Source organism: Paenibacillus sp. FSL k6-2145, from assembly GCF_037976585.1.
Lineage (GTDB): Bacteria > Bacillota > Bacilli > Paenibacillales > Paenibacillaceae > Paenibacillus.
Map to the genome: position 1 here is coordinate 5,489,844 of NZ_CP150267.1, position 16,154 is coordinate 5,505,997.

14 protein-coding genes are annotated in these 16,154 nt (G+C 41.9%); 10 read left to right on the forward strand and 4 right to left on the reverse strand.

Annotated elements, in window-relative coordinates:
- Positions 1–59 precede the first annotated feature (59 nt).
- Both NZ043_RS24320 and NZ043_RS24325 read right to left on the reverse strand, forming a co-directional pair.
- Positions 60–704, reverse strand: a complete 645-nt coding sequence (locus NZ043_RS24320; protein ID WP_091030440.1) for a TetR/AcrR family transcriptional regulator — start codon at positions 702–704, stop codon at positions 60–62.
- Positions 697–1,899, reverse strand: coding sequence for an MFS transporter (locus tag NZ043_RS24325; RefSeq protein WP_091030439.1), 1,203 nt, complete (start codon positions 1,897–1,899; stop codon positions 697–699). Before NZ043_RS24325 ends, NZ043_RS24320 begins: the two co-directional genes overlap by 8 nt.
- Positions 1,900–2,036: 137 nt before the next feature.
- Between NZ043_RS24325 and NZ043_RS24330 the strand changes: the two genes are divergently transcribed.
- The 9 genes from NZ043_RS24330 to NZ043_RS24370 all read left to right on the forward strand — a co-directional run bounded on the left by NZ043_RS24330 (position 2,037) and on the right by NZ043_RS24370 (position 12,730).
- Positions 2,037–2,456, forward strand: coding sequence for a DUF3237 domain-containing protein (locus tag NZ043_RS24330; protein WP_091030436.1), 420 nt, complete (start codon positions 2,037–2,039; stop codon positions 2,454–2,456).
- Positions 2,457–2,698: 242 nt separating this feature from the next.
- The gene (locus NZ043_RS24335; protein ID WP_339309443.1) at positions 2,699–4,279 is read left to right on the forward strand and encodes a histidine-type phosphatase; all 1,581 of its coding nucleotides are present in this window, start codon (positions 2,699–2,701) and stop codon (positions 4,277–4,279) included.
- 185 nt (positions 4,280–4,464) lie between these two features.
- Positions 4,465–4,959, forward strand: coding sequence for a sigma-70 family RNA polymerase sigma factor (locus NZ043_RS24340; RefSeq protein ID WP_339309444.1), 495 nt, complete (start codon positions 4,465–4,467; stop codon positions 4,957–4,959).
- Positions 4,956–5,927: a hypothetical protein gene (locus NZ043_RS24345; protein WP_339309445.1), complete on the forward strand. Its 972-nt coding sequence runs from the start codon at positions 4,956–4,958 to the stop codon at positions 5,925–5,927. The genes NZ043_RS24340 and NZ043_RS24345 overlap by 4 nt, the downstream gene beginning before the upstream one ends.
- 197 nt (positions 5,928–6,124) lie before the next feature.
- A complete protein-coding gene (locus NZ043_RS24350; protein WP_339309446.1) occupies positions 6,125–6,880 on the forward strand; it encodes a carboxymuconolactone decarboxylase family protein in 756 nt (251 codons plus the stop codon).
- Between the two features lie 125 nt (positions 6,881–7,005).
- Positions 7,006–7,887, forward strand: coding sequence for a LysR family transcriptional regulator (locus NZ043_RS24355; protein ID WP_339309447.1), 882 nt, complete (start codon positions 7,006–7,008; stop codon positions 7,885–7,887).
- A 177-nt stretch (positions 7,888–8,064) separates the two neighbouring features.
- Positions 8,065–9,954, forward strand: coding sequence for a beta-glucoside-specific PTS transporter subunit IIABC (locus NZ043_RS24360; RefSeq protein ID WP_339309448.1), 1,890 nt, complete (start codon positions 8,065–8,067; stop codon positions 9,952–9,954).
- A gap of 28 nt (positions 9,955–9,982) precedes the next feature.
- Positions 9,983–11,407: a 6-phospho-beta-glucosidase gene (locus NZ043_RS24365; RefSeq protein ID WP_339309449.1), complete on the forward strand. Its 1,425-nt coding sequence runs from the start codon at positions 9,983–9,985 to the stop codon at positions 11,405–11,407.
- A 159-nt stretch (positions 11,408–11,566) separates the two neighbouring features.
- Positions 11,567–12,730, forward strand: coding sequence for an MFS transporter (locus NZ043_RS24370; protein ID WP_339309450.1), 1,164 nt, complete (start codon positions 11,567–11,569; stop codon positions 12,728–12,730).
- A gap of 59 nt (positions 12,731–12,789) precedes the next feature.
- Here NZ043_RS24370 and NZ043_RS24375 read toward each other — a convergent pair whose 3' ends face one another.
- Both NZ043_RS24375 and NZ043_RS24380 read right to left on the reverse strand, forming a co-directional pair.
- Positions 12,790–13,356: a GNAT family N-acetyltransferase gene (locus NZ043_RS24375; protein ID WP_339309451.1), complete on the reverse strand. Its 567-nt coding sequence runs from the start codon at positions 13,354–13,356 to the stop codon at positions 12,790–12,792.
- Between the two features lie 24 nt (positions 13,357–13,380).
- Complete coding sequence (locus tag NZ043_RS24380) at positions 13,381–14,262, reverse strand: LysR family transcriptional regulator (protein ID WP_091034903.1); 882 nt, start codon at positions 14,260–14,262, stop codon at positions 13,381–13,383.
- Positions 14,263–14,373: 111 nt separating this feature from the next.
- Here NZ043_RS24380 and NZ043_RS24385 point away from each other — a divergent pair, with 111 nt between their 5' ends.
- A complete protein-coding gene (locus tag NZ043_RS24385) occupies positions 14,374–15,768 on the forward strand; it encodes an MFS transporter (RefSeq protein WP_339309452.1) in 1,395 nt (464 codons plus the stop codon).
- Positions 15,769–16,154 lie beyond the last annotated feature (386 nt).

Genomic DNA, 16,154 nt, shown 5'->3' on the forward strand with positions numbered 1-16,154 from the left:
CATACGGAATCCGTCTTTTTGTTTTAAACTTTGATTTCACCGATCCATCTACCGTGCCATCACTCGGGTAGTTCTTCGCTGCAAACAAATTGGAGTAGCATCTTCACAAATTGCTCCGTCATCCGCATATCCAGTGAATTATCCTGAGCAGCACGAATAGTTACCATGCGCTGGAGCATGCCCATCATCGTTGTGAAGATAAACTGAGCGAGATCCAACGGAGGGGACGGATTCTTAATACTACCGTCAACAACGCCTTGGGATAAAGCGCCCATCAGGAAATGCTTTTCTTTCCCATTATGGTTGAACTTATCATACTCTTCTCTTAGTTCAGAACTAAAATCATACATCTGATAGTTGATATCAAATAATTGAATAAACCGGATGTAGTCTGGATGATCCTGGGCATAAACAACCCATGCATTCAACATGACCGTGAGTTGTTCTCGCCCGTTCATTTCCTTCATTGATGCACGGCTAACCTCATCCGTTAAATGTTCGATCAGTTGCATCTGAATGGCTAGAAGAAGCTCATCCATAGACTGAAAATGTTTATAAAAGGTTACTCTACTAAGTTCAGCCTTCGTGCAGACATCCTTAATCTTCACCTGGAGCAATCCATATTTCAAAAAAAGCTCCTTACCTGCTGCAATCAAATCATCACGATGTTTATTTCCCAATTGTTGATGCCAGTTTTCATTCACTTGTATACCGTTGTCCTTTCTTCGAACGAAATGCGTTCAAGGTAAGTCCGAGAGACGCGAGCAGCATAATTGCACCAAAAATATACGGGAAGTTTATGTTTTTGTCAAACAATAGCCCTGCAATCAGCGGGCCAATCACCGTTCCGAGACTGGAAAATGTAGTATTCAGACCCGATGCATAACCTTGCCGATCTCCTGCATTTTTGGATATTAACGTGCTGACCGAAGGTCGCAAAAACGAATTAAAGGCAAAGAATAAGGCAGAAGCGAACAGCAGAAAAACTAGGTTGACCTTAATTAACATTAACAATAAAGCTATGGGTGTGACTATTAAGGAGAGACGGATCAACTTAACTTCACCGATTCTCTGTACGAACCAATCTAAAAGCCAGATCTGCACAATGATACCGATAATCGCACCCAAGGTAATAATGATGGAGATCGTAGCTGCGTCGAATCCGTATTTTTGCTCTGCAAAAAGAGCGAATACCGTCTCATAACTCATAAGGCCAAAGGTCATAACGAGCAGCACAATCAAGTATTTGAAATAGGGGACTTTAAATGAACTCCAGATTTTCTTGCCCAAGTGATCTCCTTTTTGAAGACGGATGGAGACCGTTCGTTTCTCCGGTGGAAGTGTCTCGGGCAATAGCAGCGTCATTAGGGCCGCAATCAGTCCCAGACCCGCTGCGAAGAAATAGGGCATGCGAATGCCCATCTCGGCGATGAGACCGCCCAGACCAGGTCCGAGAACCATCCCCAAGTTCATAGCTGCGCCGAAATAGCCCATGCCTTTTGCACGTGTCTCTGGCGTTGTAATATCGGCGACATATGCGAGGTTGGCAGGAACCATTAAACCGAGACTGATTCCACCGATAAACCGTGCGACATAGAGGAACGGCAATGACGTCGACAGCGCAAATATGATATCTGAAATGACAGACAGAAACATACCTGCGATGATCAACTTTTTGCGTCCAAATCGATCAGACAGTTGTCCCCCGAGAGGTGAAAAGAAGAATTGAGCAGCACCAAAGGCTGCAACTAAAAATCCTGCTACTGTGCCTCCCGCATGAAAAAGCTTTAAATACTCGGGCAATATGGGGATGAGCATCCCTTGCCCCAATAAAGCGATAAACAGATTTAACATCAGAATGAACAGTGGTAAGCGAACTGATTTTGGTAATGTACTCATGTACGTCATTAACCCCTTCATTTACATCTTGTTAACCTTTACATTGTGTAAATCATTTTAAATGATTTGAAGGAAATATGTAAATCTTTTTTTTAGTGAGTAGATTTATAATTGAATCCATATGGAGGTGGGAACACGTGAAATTAGAGGAATTGTTTACGGTACATGTGAACATTGAGAAATCATTTGATTTACAGAATAGCGAAGATGATTCGGTTGTTATGATTACTTTTACAGGCAGCGTAACCGGAAAGTACTTTGAGGGAACTGTGCTGGGTGGAGGAGTGGATACGCAGATCATCGGGAAGGATGCTGGTCCGCATACTCTGTCGGCAAGATACATGCTCCAAGGAACCGACAACTCAGGGCGTTCCTGCAAAATTTATATCGAAAATAACGGAAATATTGATAAAACGCTGAAAACTGCTTTATTTCGTACTTCCCCCAAAATGATTACAGACAGCAAAGCCTTATCCTTCTTGAACCGTGAGACACTTATTGGAGAAGGTCATCCGACGGAGTCAGGGATAGATATAAAAATATACAGGGCGCTATGATAATGCGAGACATGTGATGACTATTTTGTTCATGTGTCTCGGAGCAAGATAGCCTGTGATGTTGATTCAGAGTCGCTAAATAAGCGGCTCTTTTTTGTCGTATGAGACTTTGCGTCAATATTTATATGTATTCTTTTACAATCAATTAACATAGGATGGATACTGCGCAGACACTTCTCACCTATAGTATGATGAGCGAAAATAAACCAATATCAGGCGAAATAAGGAGAAGACTATTCATTATGATGATCAAAAAAATCGGGATTTCAGTAGCATCACTCGCCATTTTAACGTCTGTAAGTGTGTTTGACGTATATGGCGCAGGCTCCAAACGCATGATCGAAGTGTCCGAACAATCGGCTAACGTGGTTGTGAACGGTCAAAGGGTGGAAGGCGAATCGTTTCTCTACAATGGAGTCACTTATGTACCTGCAAGAGCGATTGGGGAAGCCTTGGGGCAAGAGGTAGACTGGGATAACAACACCCAATCGGTGTTTGTTGGACAAAAAATGAACGATCAGCAGGGATACCGCGGTACCAAAACGCCATATCCTTTTAAGGAAACAAGTTATACAAAAGCTCCTAGTGGATATGAACCCATATTTATTAACTACATAGGGAGACATGGTTCCAGACATCTATCCAGTTCCAAGTACGACAAGACGTTATTTGAACTGCTCGACATCGCTGAAAAGGACGGGCAGATCACTAATCTGGGCAAAGAGCTGAAGAAGGAAATTGGCAATCTGATGAAGGTTGAAAAAGATCATTATGGATTGTTATCCACTACGGGTGGAGAAGAACTGAAAGGAATAGGGGCCAGAGTTGGGCAGAATTTCAAAGAACTATTTACATCGGATAAAAAAGTGATTGCTCAGGCAACCTTCAAAGATCGAACGCCGCAGAGCAGAGATCAGTTTATAGACGGGTTAAAGGAAAGCTTGGGAGATAACAAGGTAGACATTCTGGCTTCAGCCTTTGAAGAAGGGAAAGACCCTTATCTACGGCCCTACGACTTGGCTACGAAGTATAACGAGTACGTAGAAGATGGAGACTGGGTTAAGTTATACGAAGATTATGTCACACAGAACACTGGAACGCGTTATGCAAAAGAGGTCCTTCTGCAATTTTTCTCTGAAGACTTTTATCAGAGATTGAATTCTGGAGAGTTTGAATTGAAGGATGAGAAAGGAAAAGTGAAGCTCAGCAACCCAACCGAGGCTGCTTCTAATCTATATGAACTCTACATCATTTCTTCGAATATTAAAGGAGAAGGTGACTTCGAATTCGGGCGGTATTTCACGGCTAATCAGTTGAAATGGTACGAGAGCGTTGATAATATCAATGACTTTTATGAAAAAGGTCCATCTTTAACGTCAACGGATCTGCCGCAAAATATCATTGCACCTCTGGTCAAAGAGTTGATCGTGTCTACCGACCAGTCCATTCAGCAAAAAGACACGGCTGGTATATTTCGTTTTGCTCACGCAGAAACCATCATTCCACTATCTTCATTCCTGGATGTCGCAGGAGCTAATGTGAGTTTCGACAAACCGCAGGATGTAACCAAAAACTGGAACGGCTCGGTCATCTCACCGATGGGAGCAAACATCCAATGGATTCTGTATTCCAATGGTAAGGATGTTCTTGTAAAAATGCTTAGAAATGAAGAAGAAATTGCGTTCCCGATTGAAACAAAGACCTATCCGTACTATAAATGGGATGATGTGAAGACATATTACCAAAACAAACTGCAGAAGGTAGGCGTAGAGCTAGATAGCAGCTTGGAAGATAATATCGAACTTTTACAGAAGAAATTCTAGTTGGGGATACGATATGCATTTTATATGAAAATAAAGACGAAGATGAAGAAAGCAACTCCTCTCCATGGAGCTGCTTTCTTTTTTTGCATTTTGAATGAAATGGATCAATAAAAAAATCCTAAAACAAAATGTGACCAAATGCCGTCCGTAAGAGTGTTAGAGGTATAAAGGAGGGCATAACAACCATGCAGCGATCAGTGCCCCAGCTGGGCGATCATGTGATGAAAGTTTATGAGACATACGCGGATACGCTGTTCCGGATTGCCATGGTGCACCTCGGCAGACGGGAAGACGCGGAGGAAGCCACTCAGGATACCTTCATCAAACTAATAGAAAAAGCCCCTACGTTCAACGATGCGGAGCACCAGAAAGCATGGTTGATCCGGGTCATCACCAATCATTGCAAATCCTTATTAGGCAGAGGCTGGCGCAAACGGGAGGTCAAGCTGGAGGGAGTAGATCCTCTTACAACAGACAACCCTGAAGATCACGCGCTGATCGAACTTGTGCTGTCACTGCCCGTCAAGTATAGATCGGTGGTTCATCTGTATTATTACGAAGATTATCCGATCCGAGAAATCAGCGAGATCCTGGAGATTAGCGAATCAGCAGTGAAAATGAGATTAAAACGAGGAAGACAGCTGTTAAAACTGGAGCTGGAAGGAGAGGAACTGGAATGAACGAAGAACAATTCAAACAAAACTACAAGAAAGCGGTGGATCATATGAAAACAAACGAGCAAATGAAAAAACGGGTAGAGCAATCCTTAAACACGCAACATCAGGGACCAAAACGTCAACGTAAATCACTATACATTGCAGCAAGTGTTGTTATCGCTGCCAGCATTGGATTGGCTGCGCCAAGTGTATGGCAACAATTCAATGGACCAGCCGCACCAACACCACAGGTGGCAGCGGTGACTCCAGGCGCGTCGTTTGACCCGGTCGTGATTCCGAAGATGGAGTTGCCGAATTCACAGGGCAAAGGCGCGATGGCTGATATGATGCAACTGGTTGTGTATGGAGGAAACGTATATACACAGTCCCCAACATTGCTTGAAGGCGTAAATGCACTCAACCTGCGTGGTGAGAAGCTTGGCACTACAACAGGTGGCATCAATGAACTGAGCGGCCAGGAAAAATATACGGAGCTTGCTTCCAACATTGGCGAAGCAGACATCTATGCGGTCAATGGCTACGACAAGGACTTCCGCATCATGTCCTACACCGAGATTGATGGTCAGGTGTATGCTCAACTATTTGACAAGAACAACGGGATCACCATTGGTACTGGTGCCGACCTGATCGGCAAGCTTCATCTCGAAGGCAACATCGCCTCGGCGCAATGGGAGACGTTTAATAGCTGGAATAATGGATTGCAGCAGCTTCAACCGTTAGCAGCGGATGAAGCACTGGACAGCTTTATCTCATCGCTAAATGCTGCCAAACCGATCGCAACGAGCCCGGAGTTGGAAGAGAACCTCTACGGCAAGGAGGATCGCAAGATCATCTATCTCACACTGGAAGACAAAACGCAGGTCCCACTGGTTCTGTTTGGTGATGGTCTGGTGCGTTACGGTAATCTTCCGGCATTCCTGGAAGTGGAGAAAGGCGCGTTCCAATCATTCTGGAACAGCTTGGGCGAGTAAGGCGAAGACAGCAATCTGGCTGCACCAAAAGAGCGAACAGGGCACGCAAGTGCTTTGTTCGCTTTTTTCATCAACAAAGAAACACTTGATAGGATTAGGCAATAAAATGATATGAATAGGATATAGATTCTTTTCTCTTTCAATGTAAAATGGGTACACCTAGCTTTAACTAAAAAGAAACAGGAGGTTTGATGAATATGAATCGAATCGAAAAGAGCCAGGAAACATATAAAAGACTATTCGGCGATGGAGTTCCAGCGGCATATGCTACTGATCCTGAGTTACAGGACATATTAAGTCGCTTCATATTTGGTGAAATTTTTGATCAAGGTGTTCTTGACGATAAGCAACGTGAGCTTATTACTTTGGTCGTACTGGCTACTAACCAAACGTTACCCCAGCTCAAAGCACATACTCGTGCAGCGCTAAATGTTAGGTTAACACCAGTGGAGATCCAAGAAGCAATCTATCAATGCGCACCTTATTTGGGATTCCCCAAAACCTTAAATGCCATATCGGAAATGAATGAAGTGTTCAAAGAACGAAATGTTGCACTGCCTCTTGAAAGTCAAAAACAGGTTGAAGAAGATAATCGCTTTGACAAAGGACTCAGTATTCAAAAAGAGATTTTTGGTGATATTATTGAGAAAAACCGGGAGAATGCTCCATCAAATCAGAAGCATATACAGGACTATCTTTCAGCATTTTGCTTTGGTGACTTCTATACCCGTGGAGGCCTGGATCTGAAAACACGAGAGCTGCTTACTCTTTGTATACTAAGCGCACTCGGAGGTGCTGATAGTCAAGTCAAAGCACACGTTCAGGGCAACATCAATGTTGGCAATAATAAAGAAACCATGATCACCGCTCTTACTCACTGCCTTCCCTACATGGGATTTCCCAGAACACTAAATGCTTTAGGCTGCGTTAATGAAATCATTCCAGAGAAATAATCTTCTTTATTTGAAGAAACAGGCAGTTGATTATCCCAATCAACTGTCTTCTTCTAGTTAACAGAAGGTATAGCAAGAAATTAATGATTCAGGAGACACTTAATGAATGTAAATCAGGAGGAATTATGGAGTTAAGAGTACTTCGATATTTTTTGACAGTAGCTCGTGTAGAAAATATCACACATGCTGCAACGATCTTACATGTGACACAGCCAACGTTAAGCAGGCAGTTGGCTGATCTGGAAAAAAACTTAGAAACCCAATTGTTTATACGCGGGAAAAGTAAAATAACACTAACAGATGCAGGCATGCTTCTGCGTCAAAGAGCAGAAGAAATTCTCATTCTTGCGGATAAAACAGAGAAAGAGTTTAAAGATCAGAACAATCTGGTTGGAGGAACCATATCGATCGGGAGTGTTGAATCATTAACATCCAATGTTATTTTACAATTATTAAAAGACTTCAATATGGAGTATCCGCAGGTTAAATATCACATCTATAGTGGAACGGGGGATGACATAAAGGAACGAATAGATAAAGGACTGCTCGATGTGGGCATTTTGTTAGAACCAATCCACATTGAGAAATACCATTTCATCAGACTGCCCCAGAAGGAGCGCTGGGGAGTCCTTATGAAGACCTCATCACCTCTTGCACAGAAAGAATATGTAACTTCAACCGATTTAGCCGGAGTGCCTCTGCTCATATCCAGCCGTTCTGTCGTACAGAATGAGATTGCAAGCTGGTTTGCCGATGAGTATGCACATTTAAACTTCGTTGCGACCTATAATTTAATATCTAACGTACTTAACCTCGTAGAGGAGGGGTTAGGGACGGCAATCTGTATTGAGGGTGCGCTTGCAATGAAGCAGTCTGACACGTTATGCTTTAGACCTTTTCAACCGGAACTTCAGTTTCCAACGGTGATTGTCTGGAAAAAACATAAGGTATTCAGTCAAACTGAGATACGTTTTTTGGAACATATCAGGCATGCCTTTCAGGCATAATAAAGTATAAATTATAGGTATTGGCTATAGCTGTTTATCAGATGATATTTTAAAGGTGTAATGAATGCAGCCTTTATGTATTTCGGATAAATAGCTTTTTTATTGTAAGGAAAAGTTATTTAAAGCGCTTTCGGTTTCATTCATTTAGGTGGCAACAACAAGAGGGGGCATTATTGGATGAGCAAGAAATACGAGAAGTTGGCTCAAGATATTGTAGAGAAAGTGGGCGGTAGTGAGAATGTATCCACTCTGACTCACTGTATGACTAGGCTTAGATTTGCACTGAATGATACTAATAAAGCAGATCAAAAAGCGCTTAAATCGTTTGATGGTGTTATTGATGCGGTTGAGAGCGGCGGACAATTTCAAGTCGTTATCGGCACACATGTTGAAGACGTTTACAAAGAAGTGATCAAACAACTTAAACCTAACGCGAGTTCATCGGGTGAACCAACTCAAGCTAGGAAAGTTAGTATTTTGGGGAAACTAATCGATTTCGTCTCCGGAACATTTAGTCCGATTGTTCCTGCTATAGCTGGCGCTGGTATGATCAAGGCATTACTCGCTCTACTTATTTTATTCAACTGGATTTCAAAAGATTCCCAAACCTACTATGTTGTAAGTCTTATGTCAGATGCTATTTTCTACTTTTTACCATTCTTGTTGGCGTTTTCAGCTGCAAACAAACTAAAATGCAGTCCCGTCTTAGCACTCGTTTTAGCCGGTATTTTGCTCCATCCCAACTTGACGCAATTGCGTTTAGATGGAACTGACGTAAGTGTTTTTGGAATCCCGCTAACTCTTGTATCTTATAGTTCATCTGTAGTTCCAATTCTCTTAATAGTTTGGTCTCAATCATATATTGAATCTATGTTTAAAAGGATCATTCCGAATGCAGTGAAAGTTATTTTTGTTCCCATGTGCACTATTTTAGTAACGGGAATTCTGGCCTTAACCGTATTGGGACCACTAGGGTCATTTTTTGGAACGTATTTAGCGATGGGCTTTGACTTCTTGGGCGCACATGGTAGCTGGCTGGTTATTTTCCTGGTTGCAACCTTCTGGCCAATACTGGTTATGTTTGGACTACACCATAATATTGTTCCTCTATCCATTGCTCAAATCACCACATCAGGTTATGAGAATATCCTCGGTCCTGGAGCGATGATCAATTGTATAGGTCAAGGTGTTGCGGCATTAGTTGTAGGGATGAGAACAAAGGATAAAGCATTAAAACAAATTTCAGCTTCCAGTGGTATCACAGCGTTGATGGGAATCACGGAACCAGCTCTTTACGGCGTAAACTTACCGAAGAGATACCCACTTGTAGCGGGTATGATTGGAGCTGCCAGTGGGGGACTCTTTGCAGGGCTAATGGATGTTTCTCGTTACGCAACAGGCGCTTCAGGAATCCCGGCGATTCCTCTGTACATTGGTGAAAATATCTGGAATTTATATAACATTTTGATCGCACTTGTTATAACAACTGTCGTAACTGCTGTGCTTACCTATTTGCTCAGTTTGAAATATGAAAAAGACGCACCTTCACAAAATACTGTTTCAAGTGCGAACGAGGTGAGTGGGGTTCCGGATGAAGTCATTACAATTAAAGATTCCGTTATTGCAACTCCGCTTAAAGGTCAGCTCATTCAACTTCAGGATGTACAGGATGCAGCGTTTGCCTCAGAGGCAATGGGTAAAGGAATTGCTATTGAACCTAGCGAGGGGAAAGTCATTGCTCCATTTGATGGCATGATTGTATCCCTATTTCCTAAGAAACATGCTATTGGACTATTATCCGATGAAGGAGTCGAAATTCTTATTCATGTCGGCTTAAATACGGTTAAGCTGAACGGAAAATATTTTGAGGCTTTTGTTGAAGAAGGTCAGAGAATCACAAAAGGACAGACCTTGCTGACATTTGATCTGGACAAAATCAGACAAGAAGGATATGTCACTCAAACGCCCGTTATTGTAACCAATTCGTATAGTTACTCGGATGTGATCGCAGAGACTAGTCCCCAAAATATTGATTTTAACAATACATTACTGGTTGTCAAAGCTTAACAAAACTACAGGTTAGGAGTGTGTTTTAATGACTTTAAGAAAAGACTTTTTGTGGGGTGGGGCAGTTGCTGCTAACCAATGTGAAGGTGGATATGCAGAAGGCAACAAGGGACTATCCACAGTTGATGTAATCCCGGTAGGGAAAGATCGTGTTCCTGTCATGCGAGGACAGTTAAAAATGTTGGAGTGTGATCAAGAGCATTTTTATCCGAGTCATGAAGCTATTGATTTTTATCATCGGTATAAAGAAGACATTGCTTTATTTGCAGAGATGGGCTTTACGTGTTTCCGGTTATCTTTGGCATGGACTCGGATCTATCCTAATGGAGATGACGAGTTACCCAACGAAGAGGGTTTGAAATTCTATGAAAATGTATTTGATGAATGTTTGAAGTATGGCATTGAGCCGTTAGTCACCATTACACATTTTGATGTCCCTATTCATTTGGTAAAAACAATTGGATCGTGGAGAAGTCGAAAAATGGTGGATTATTATGAGAGATTGTGTGAAACGATCTTCACCCGTTATAAAGATAAAGTGAAGTATTGGCTTACCTTTAATGAAATCAATATGCTGTTGCATCTACCTTTTGGAAGTTCAGGCCTAGTGTTTGAAGAAGGTGAGAATGAGGATGCTGTGAAGTATCAGGCGGCTCATCATCAATTGATCGCAAGTGCAAAAGCAACTGAAATTGCGCGTAGAATTAATCCGGCATTTCAGATTGGCTGTATGTTAGCGGGTGCCAACACTTACCCTTACACATGTGCACCAGATGATGTCTGGAAAGCCATGACAAGAGATCGCGAGCATTACTTCTTCGTCGATGTACAATCCCGGGGAGAATATCCAAACTATGCCAAGAAAATGTTAGAACGAATGAATATTAATTTAGCCATGGAAGACGGGGACGAGGAATGCTTGAAAAATAATACGGTTGATTTCGTTTCGTTCAGTTATTATGGTTCACGATTAACCAGTGCAGACCCGGAAGTAAACACACAAACAGCAGCTAACCTGTTTCCGACACTGCGCAATCCTCATTTGAAAACAAGTGAATGGGGATGGCAAATCGATCCTGAAGGTCTAAGAATTACAATGAACTCCTTGTATGACCGATATCAAAAGCCACTATTCATCGTTGAAAATGGCTTAGGAGCGATAGATACTCCTGATGAGACGGGATATGTTGCTGATGATTATAGAATCGAATATCTGCGTCAACACATCCAAGCTTTCATAACAGCAGTGGAAGAAGATGGCGTAGAGTTGTTGGGTTACACGTCCTGGGGTTGCATTGATTTAGTAAGCTCAAGTTCAGGAGAGATGAGTAAACGATACGGTTTCATACATGTCGACAAAGATGACGCTGGAAATGGTACGTTGAAACGCAGTAAGAAAAAATCCTTTGAATGGTTCAAAAAAGTTATTCAAAGTAACGGCAAAGAACTCTAATTGACTGAGCAGTAACGTATGAAGTCATCGACTTATGCGTTACTGCTTTATCCATTTATCGCAGCATCAAGGCTAACTACTGGCCATATGGAGCAAAAACAAACAGTTAGGAGTTGATTTTTTATAATATCCATGGAGAAGCTTAGAACATATTCGTTATTGTCTGTTGCGTTATTAATTTCTTCAGGTCCAGTGATTGCCGCTAACATTCCTGCAATAGCCAATGATTTTCCAGAGATATCGGTAACACACGTAGGATTATTAACGACCATACCTTCATTATTTGTTATTCTTGGTGTGTTAATTGCTAATCGACTTGAACTTCTAATTGGGAAGAAAGCAACTATACTAACTGGATTAGGACTTGTTCTCATTGCGGGAGTATTCCCTGCATTGTATCATGACCTTTTTTCGTTGCTGTTCATTTCTCGTTGTTTGTTTGGGTTAGGTGTAGGTTTATTTAACCGGCTCATCATTCAGATAATCAGTGATATGTATCATAAAAATCCAGGTAAACAAGCAACCGTAATTGGCTTAGAAAGTGCCTTTGAGGGATTAGGAGGCATTTGTCTAACACTACTCGTTGGTCAACTACTGAAAATGGGCTGGCACACATCATTTTATGTCTACGCCCTGGCACTTCCTATTTTCATCGCATTCCTGATTTTCGTTCCTTCTGATAAAAAAGAGCTTAATAGAAGAGAAGAGGTCACAACGAATTCAAGCTACACAAATAATAAAAGAGCCCTTCAAGTCATGATCGGCTATGGTCTCTTATTATTTGTGATTGTAGCTATCTTCATCAATTATAATTTACAGATTACTCCTTTGATTTTGGAAAAAAATATCGGAACTGCGACAAACGGAAGCAATATGATTGCATTTATAGGTTTAGGAGCTTTTGTAGCCGGCTTTTCTTTTGGAAAAGTATACAAAACTCTCGGGAATTATATTGTTCCATTATCAATTCTGTTACTTGGAAGCTCGATGTTCGTTACGACAATCTCGCAAAGTATCATGCTTACTACCGTTTGCTCAATGATCATCGGGTTTTCATTCCGCTGTATAATGCCCTATTTATTGCATACTTTTGCTCAACAAATCGCCAAAATGGCAAAGTTGGGTACCACCATTGTTCTGATCGCGTATAACTTGGGAGCCACACTTTCACCGTATGAAGGAAGGTTAATTACGCAATTGTTACAACTAGATACAGTGCAATCATTAGTCTCAAGTAATGCAATAATCCTATTATGGATTTCAGCAGTTAGTTTTGGAGTAGTAACCCTTCATCGCAAAAAGAAGAATATTCAACAAACATAGAAAACAGGGAACTTCTTGATATGGAGTTCCCTTGTTTTAGAGTGAGTTGTATGAACAATTTATTTAGAATTTTTGTAATAAACCAAATGATCGGTCCACTCATCATTTTCATGTATGAAACCTTTACGTACACATTCAAATTCCATACCCACGCTTTCAGCTAACTTTACTGAAGGGGTATTATCCAAATTGATATGGGCTTCTATGCGGTGGAACTTCAAATGTTCGAATGCAATATGAAGTGCTTCATTCACTGCTTCTTTCCCATAACCTTTTCGCCAATACTGATTATGGATCGTGTATCCGAAGCTTCCCCATTGAAAATGATCTCTTGCCAAGGTAGCAATATCAATCATACTCAGATGTGTACCGTCTTCTTTTCTAAAGACACCAAATACATAAACGGCATCTGTACGCGCTAACTCCTGGTGTCGATCGACCAGATCGTGAAACCAATCCGGTGTACATTCACTCATATCCATTTTCCCTTTATCATGGCGGTGCTGGGAGGGCAAGCGATTTTCAAATTCATTCAACCAATTCTCATAATCGTCTTTCTGTAGTGGTCTGATTATTAATCGTTCTGTCTCTGAAATATGATCAAATTTTTCTGGTTTTAATATCAAAATGACATCTCCTCTGGATTGAATTTATGCTCGTGGCATAGCATTGAAATAGTCCATAACTACGCTGCGAAACTCTAAAGCGGCTTTGGAAATATACCTGTTTTTGTGCGAAAGTAGAGCGATTTCCCGAACGAGTTGATGTTCCTCTACCTGAAGATATCTAATGCGCTCATGCGGGTTTCTGGCTGTGCTAGGTATAAACGCGAGACCGATCTCCGCTTCAACAAGGGCTGTTAATCTTGCAGGCTCATCACCTTCATACACATACTTCGGTACAAAACCAACGGATTGACATACGGAATCTACCATATCACGAACCCCATACCCTTGCTTCACCCCAACAAACCACTCGTCCTTAAGCTCGGTTAATTGAATGCTGGTTCGGTCTGCATATCGATGACCCATAGGAACAGCGACTACAATCGGATCGTCATATAATAACTGACATTCGATATCGTCACCTTGAATCGGAGGGGAGGAGAGACAAAAGTCCACCTCGCCTCGATGTAGAAGTCTGGACATGTTTTCTAACGAAACCATTTGCACATGGAACTGAATATCCGGCTTGTTTTTTCGGAATTCCCGCAGTATGCCTGGCAATGTGCTTGCCGTAGTCACCGCCAATTGCAGTGTACCCTGATCCGGGTTGGAGAGGTCAGCGATTTCCCGCTTTCCTTGTTCCAATTCAAATAAGGCTTTTTCAGTTCGTTGAAGAAATGTTCTTCCAAAGTCGTTTAGTCGCAGCTTTCTCCCGATTCGATCAAATAAAGGGACTCCAAGGTCGTCCTCTAATCGTTGTATCGTTTTGCTCAGGGAGGATTGCGTGACATGAAGCTTTCCCGCAGCTTCCGTAACATGTTCGCATCGGGCCACCGTCAGGAAATATTTTAGTTGAAGAAGTTCCATTTGCACCATTCCTTCATTCCTTCTAGTTCATCAAATCATAACATATAATGCGTTGGAATAAATGAATACGTTCAAGTAAGATAACAGCAGAAGAGAGAGAGAGGTGCACCAATGAACGTTCGAAATAAAGGATTGATGTTAGCTGTTGGACTTGGAATTATGTTGAATCCGTTGAATTCCTCCATGATTTCGGTGGCAATCTCCAGGCTACAACAAGTGTATCAACTTAATTTTACAGCCGTTTCGTGGATTATTTTATCATTTTACATTGCCAGTGCTGTCGCTCAACCCGTTATGGGCAAGTGTAGTGATTTGTTTGGCCGCAGGAAGATCTTCCTCATGGGTCTTGTTATTGTTTTTGTATCGTCCATGCTAGCTCCGTGGTCTCCCAGTTTTTCGTGGCTCATCGTATTCCGGATCGTTCAATCGATTGGCACAAGCATGATGGTGGCCGTTGGAATGGCGATTGTCAGAATGAACGTGACTGAAAAACAAGCCTCCGCCTTGTCCACCTTGGCTATATTCCTTTCAGGAGCGGCTGCAGTTGGACCTTTTGTTGGTGGAGTATTGATTCATTGGTGGGACTGGCAGAGCATATTCTTCGTTAATATTCCGTTTGTCATGGCAAGCTTTTGGTTCGCCTGGAAAACAATCCCGAAGGACGAGCAATCTCCGTCTATCTCTGGTCACATGTCCATTCGGCAATGGCTTGCGTTAATTGACGCACCAGGTATCCTGATGTTTACGGTAGCTTTGGTGACTCTGCTCATCGGTTTACTTTCAGTAAGTTCCACAGGAGATATTTCAACATGGCATCTGCTGACAGGGGGGATCGGGTTAATCGTACTCGTCATGTTCATCCGACATGAATTAAAAGCAGGCACGCCTTTTATCCCTCTGCGCACGTTTGCCTCATATCCCGAGATGACTTGGGTGAATGTGCAATACATGCTGGTGAACATCCTGTTTTACGCACTTTTTTTTGGAGTTCCTACGTTTTTGAAGCAGGTACGTCATCTCAATGAAGTTCATACAGGAATGAGCATGCTAGCTTTGGGGTTATGTTCAGTCATTATTGCACCGATCGCAGGGCGCTGGATTGACAGATCAGGATCACGGCCAGCTCTAATCGTATCCGCTTCTTTAATGACATTTGGCTCTATATTGATCGTTATTATGAACGAAACTTCTCCAATCTTCATTGTCATTGTTGCCTTAGCTTTATTTGGAATAAGTAACGGCCTAAACGCGGTCGGCATGCAAGCAGCTCTGTTCAAAAGCACACCCAAAGAAATGATCGGAGTCGCATCGGGTATTTTTAATACATCACGCTACCTGGGAACCATCTTATCGTCGTTATTAATTGGGATTGTCATGGGGGATACATTCAATGTGACAGGATTTCAGATGCTTGGAATCATCCTTACGATATTAGCTGCATCACTGATCATCATGAGCGTACATCGCGAAGCAGGTGCGGAGAGTCCGGAGCAAGTAAGCAAGTAAAATAGCGAATCTGCCGTGCAATAGCACGTTTACACCCAATGAATCAATAGCTCCATTGGGTGTATTTTTTGTTTTTCACCAAGTTGTCAGAAAGAGTTGATCCTTTCTTGAACGTTTAGGGTAGAAGACGTGTCTTTGATTGAATTAGGTAAAAATAAAGATATAATAATTTTGATTAATAGGCTTGGTTAGTACTTTAAGTGCATCAATATCAGATTTTAATAGGCATCCAATGCTGGAGCCAACAGGAGTAAACGCAATAAAGGTGTGGCAAGATATCGTCATACCTAACTTTGTGAAATTTTTCGCAACTCTGCATTGAGCTTGGCCGAAGCTGATATTGAATGTTAAAAAAATGAACAGAGTTTGAAAGGAGGCAACACAAA

What these genes read in the sequence shown, in the direction of transcription:
- NZ043_RS24325 (WP_091030439.1), bottom strand. Translation starts at nt 1,899, where the DNA reads ATGAGTACATTACCAAAATCAGTTCGCTTACCACTGTTCATTCTGATG.
- NZ043_RS24335 (WP_339309443.1), top strand. Translation starts at nt 2,699, where the DNA reads ATGATGATCAAAAAAATCGGGATTTCAGTAGCATCACTCGCCATTTTA.
- NZ043_RS24340 (WP_339309444.1), top strand. Translation starts at nt 4,465, where the DNA reads ATGCAGCGATCAGTGCCCCAGCTGGGCGATCATGTGATGAAAGTTTAT.
- NZ043_RS24345 (WP_339309445.1), top strand. Translation starts at nt 4,956, where the DNA reads ATGAACGAAGAACAATTCAAACAAAACTACAAGAAAGCGGTGGATCAT.
- NZ043_RS24350 (WP_339309446.1), top strand. Translation starts at nt 6,125, where the DNA reads ATGAATCGAATCGAAAAGAGCCAGGAAACATATAAAAGACTATTCGGC.
- NZ043_RS24355 (WP_339309447.1), top strand. Translation starts at nt 7,006, where the DNA reads ATGGAGTTAAGAGTACTTCGATATTTTTTGACAGTAGCTCGTGTAGAA.
- NZ043_RS24360 (WP_339309448.1), top strand. Translation starts at nt 8,065, where the DNA reads ATGAGCAAGAAATACGAGAAGTTGGCTCAAGATATTGTAGAGAAAGTG.
- NZ043_RS24365 (WP_339309449.1), top strand. Translation starts at nt 9,983, where the DNA reads ATGACTTTAAGAAAAGACTTTTTGTGGGGTGGGGCAGTTGCTGCTAAC.
- NZ043_RS24380 (WP_091034903.1), bottom strand. Translation starts at nt 14,262, where the DNA reads ATGGAACTTCTTCAACTAAAATATTTCCTGACGGTGGCCCGATGCGAA.
- NZ043_RS24385 (WP_339309452.1), top strand. Translation starts at nt 14,374, where the DNA reads ATGAACGTTCGAAATAAAGGATTGATGTTAGCTGTTGGACTTGGAATT.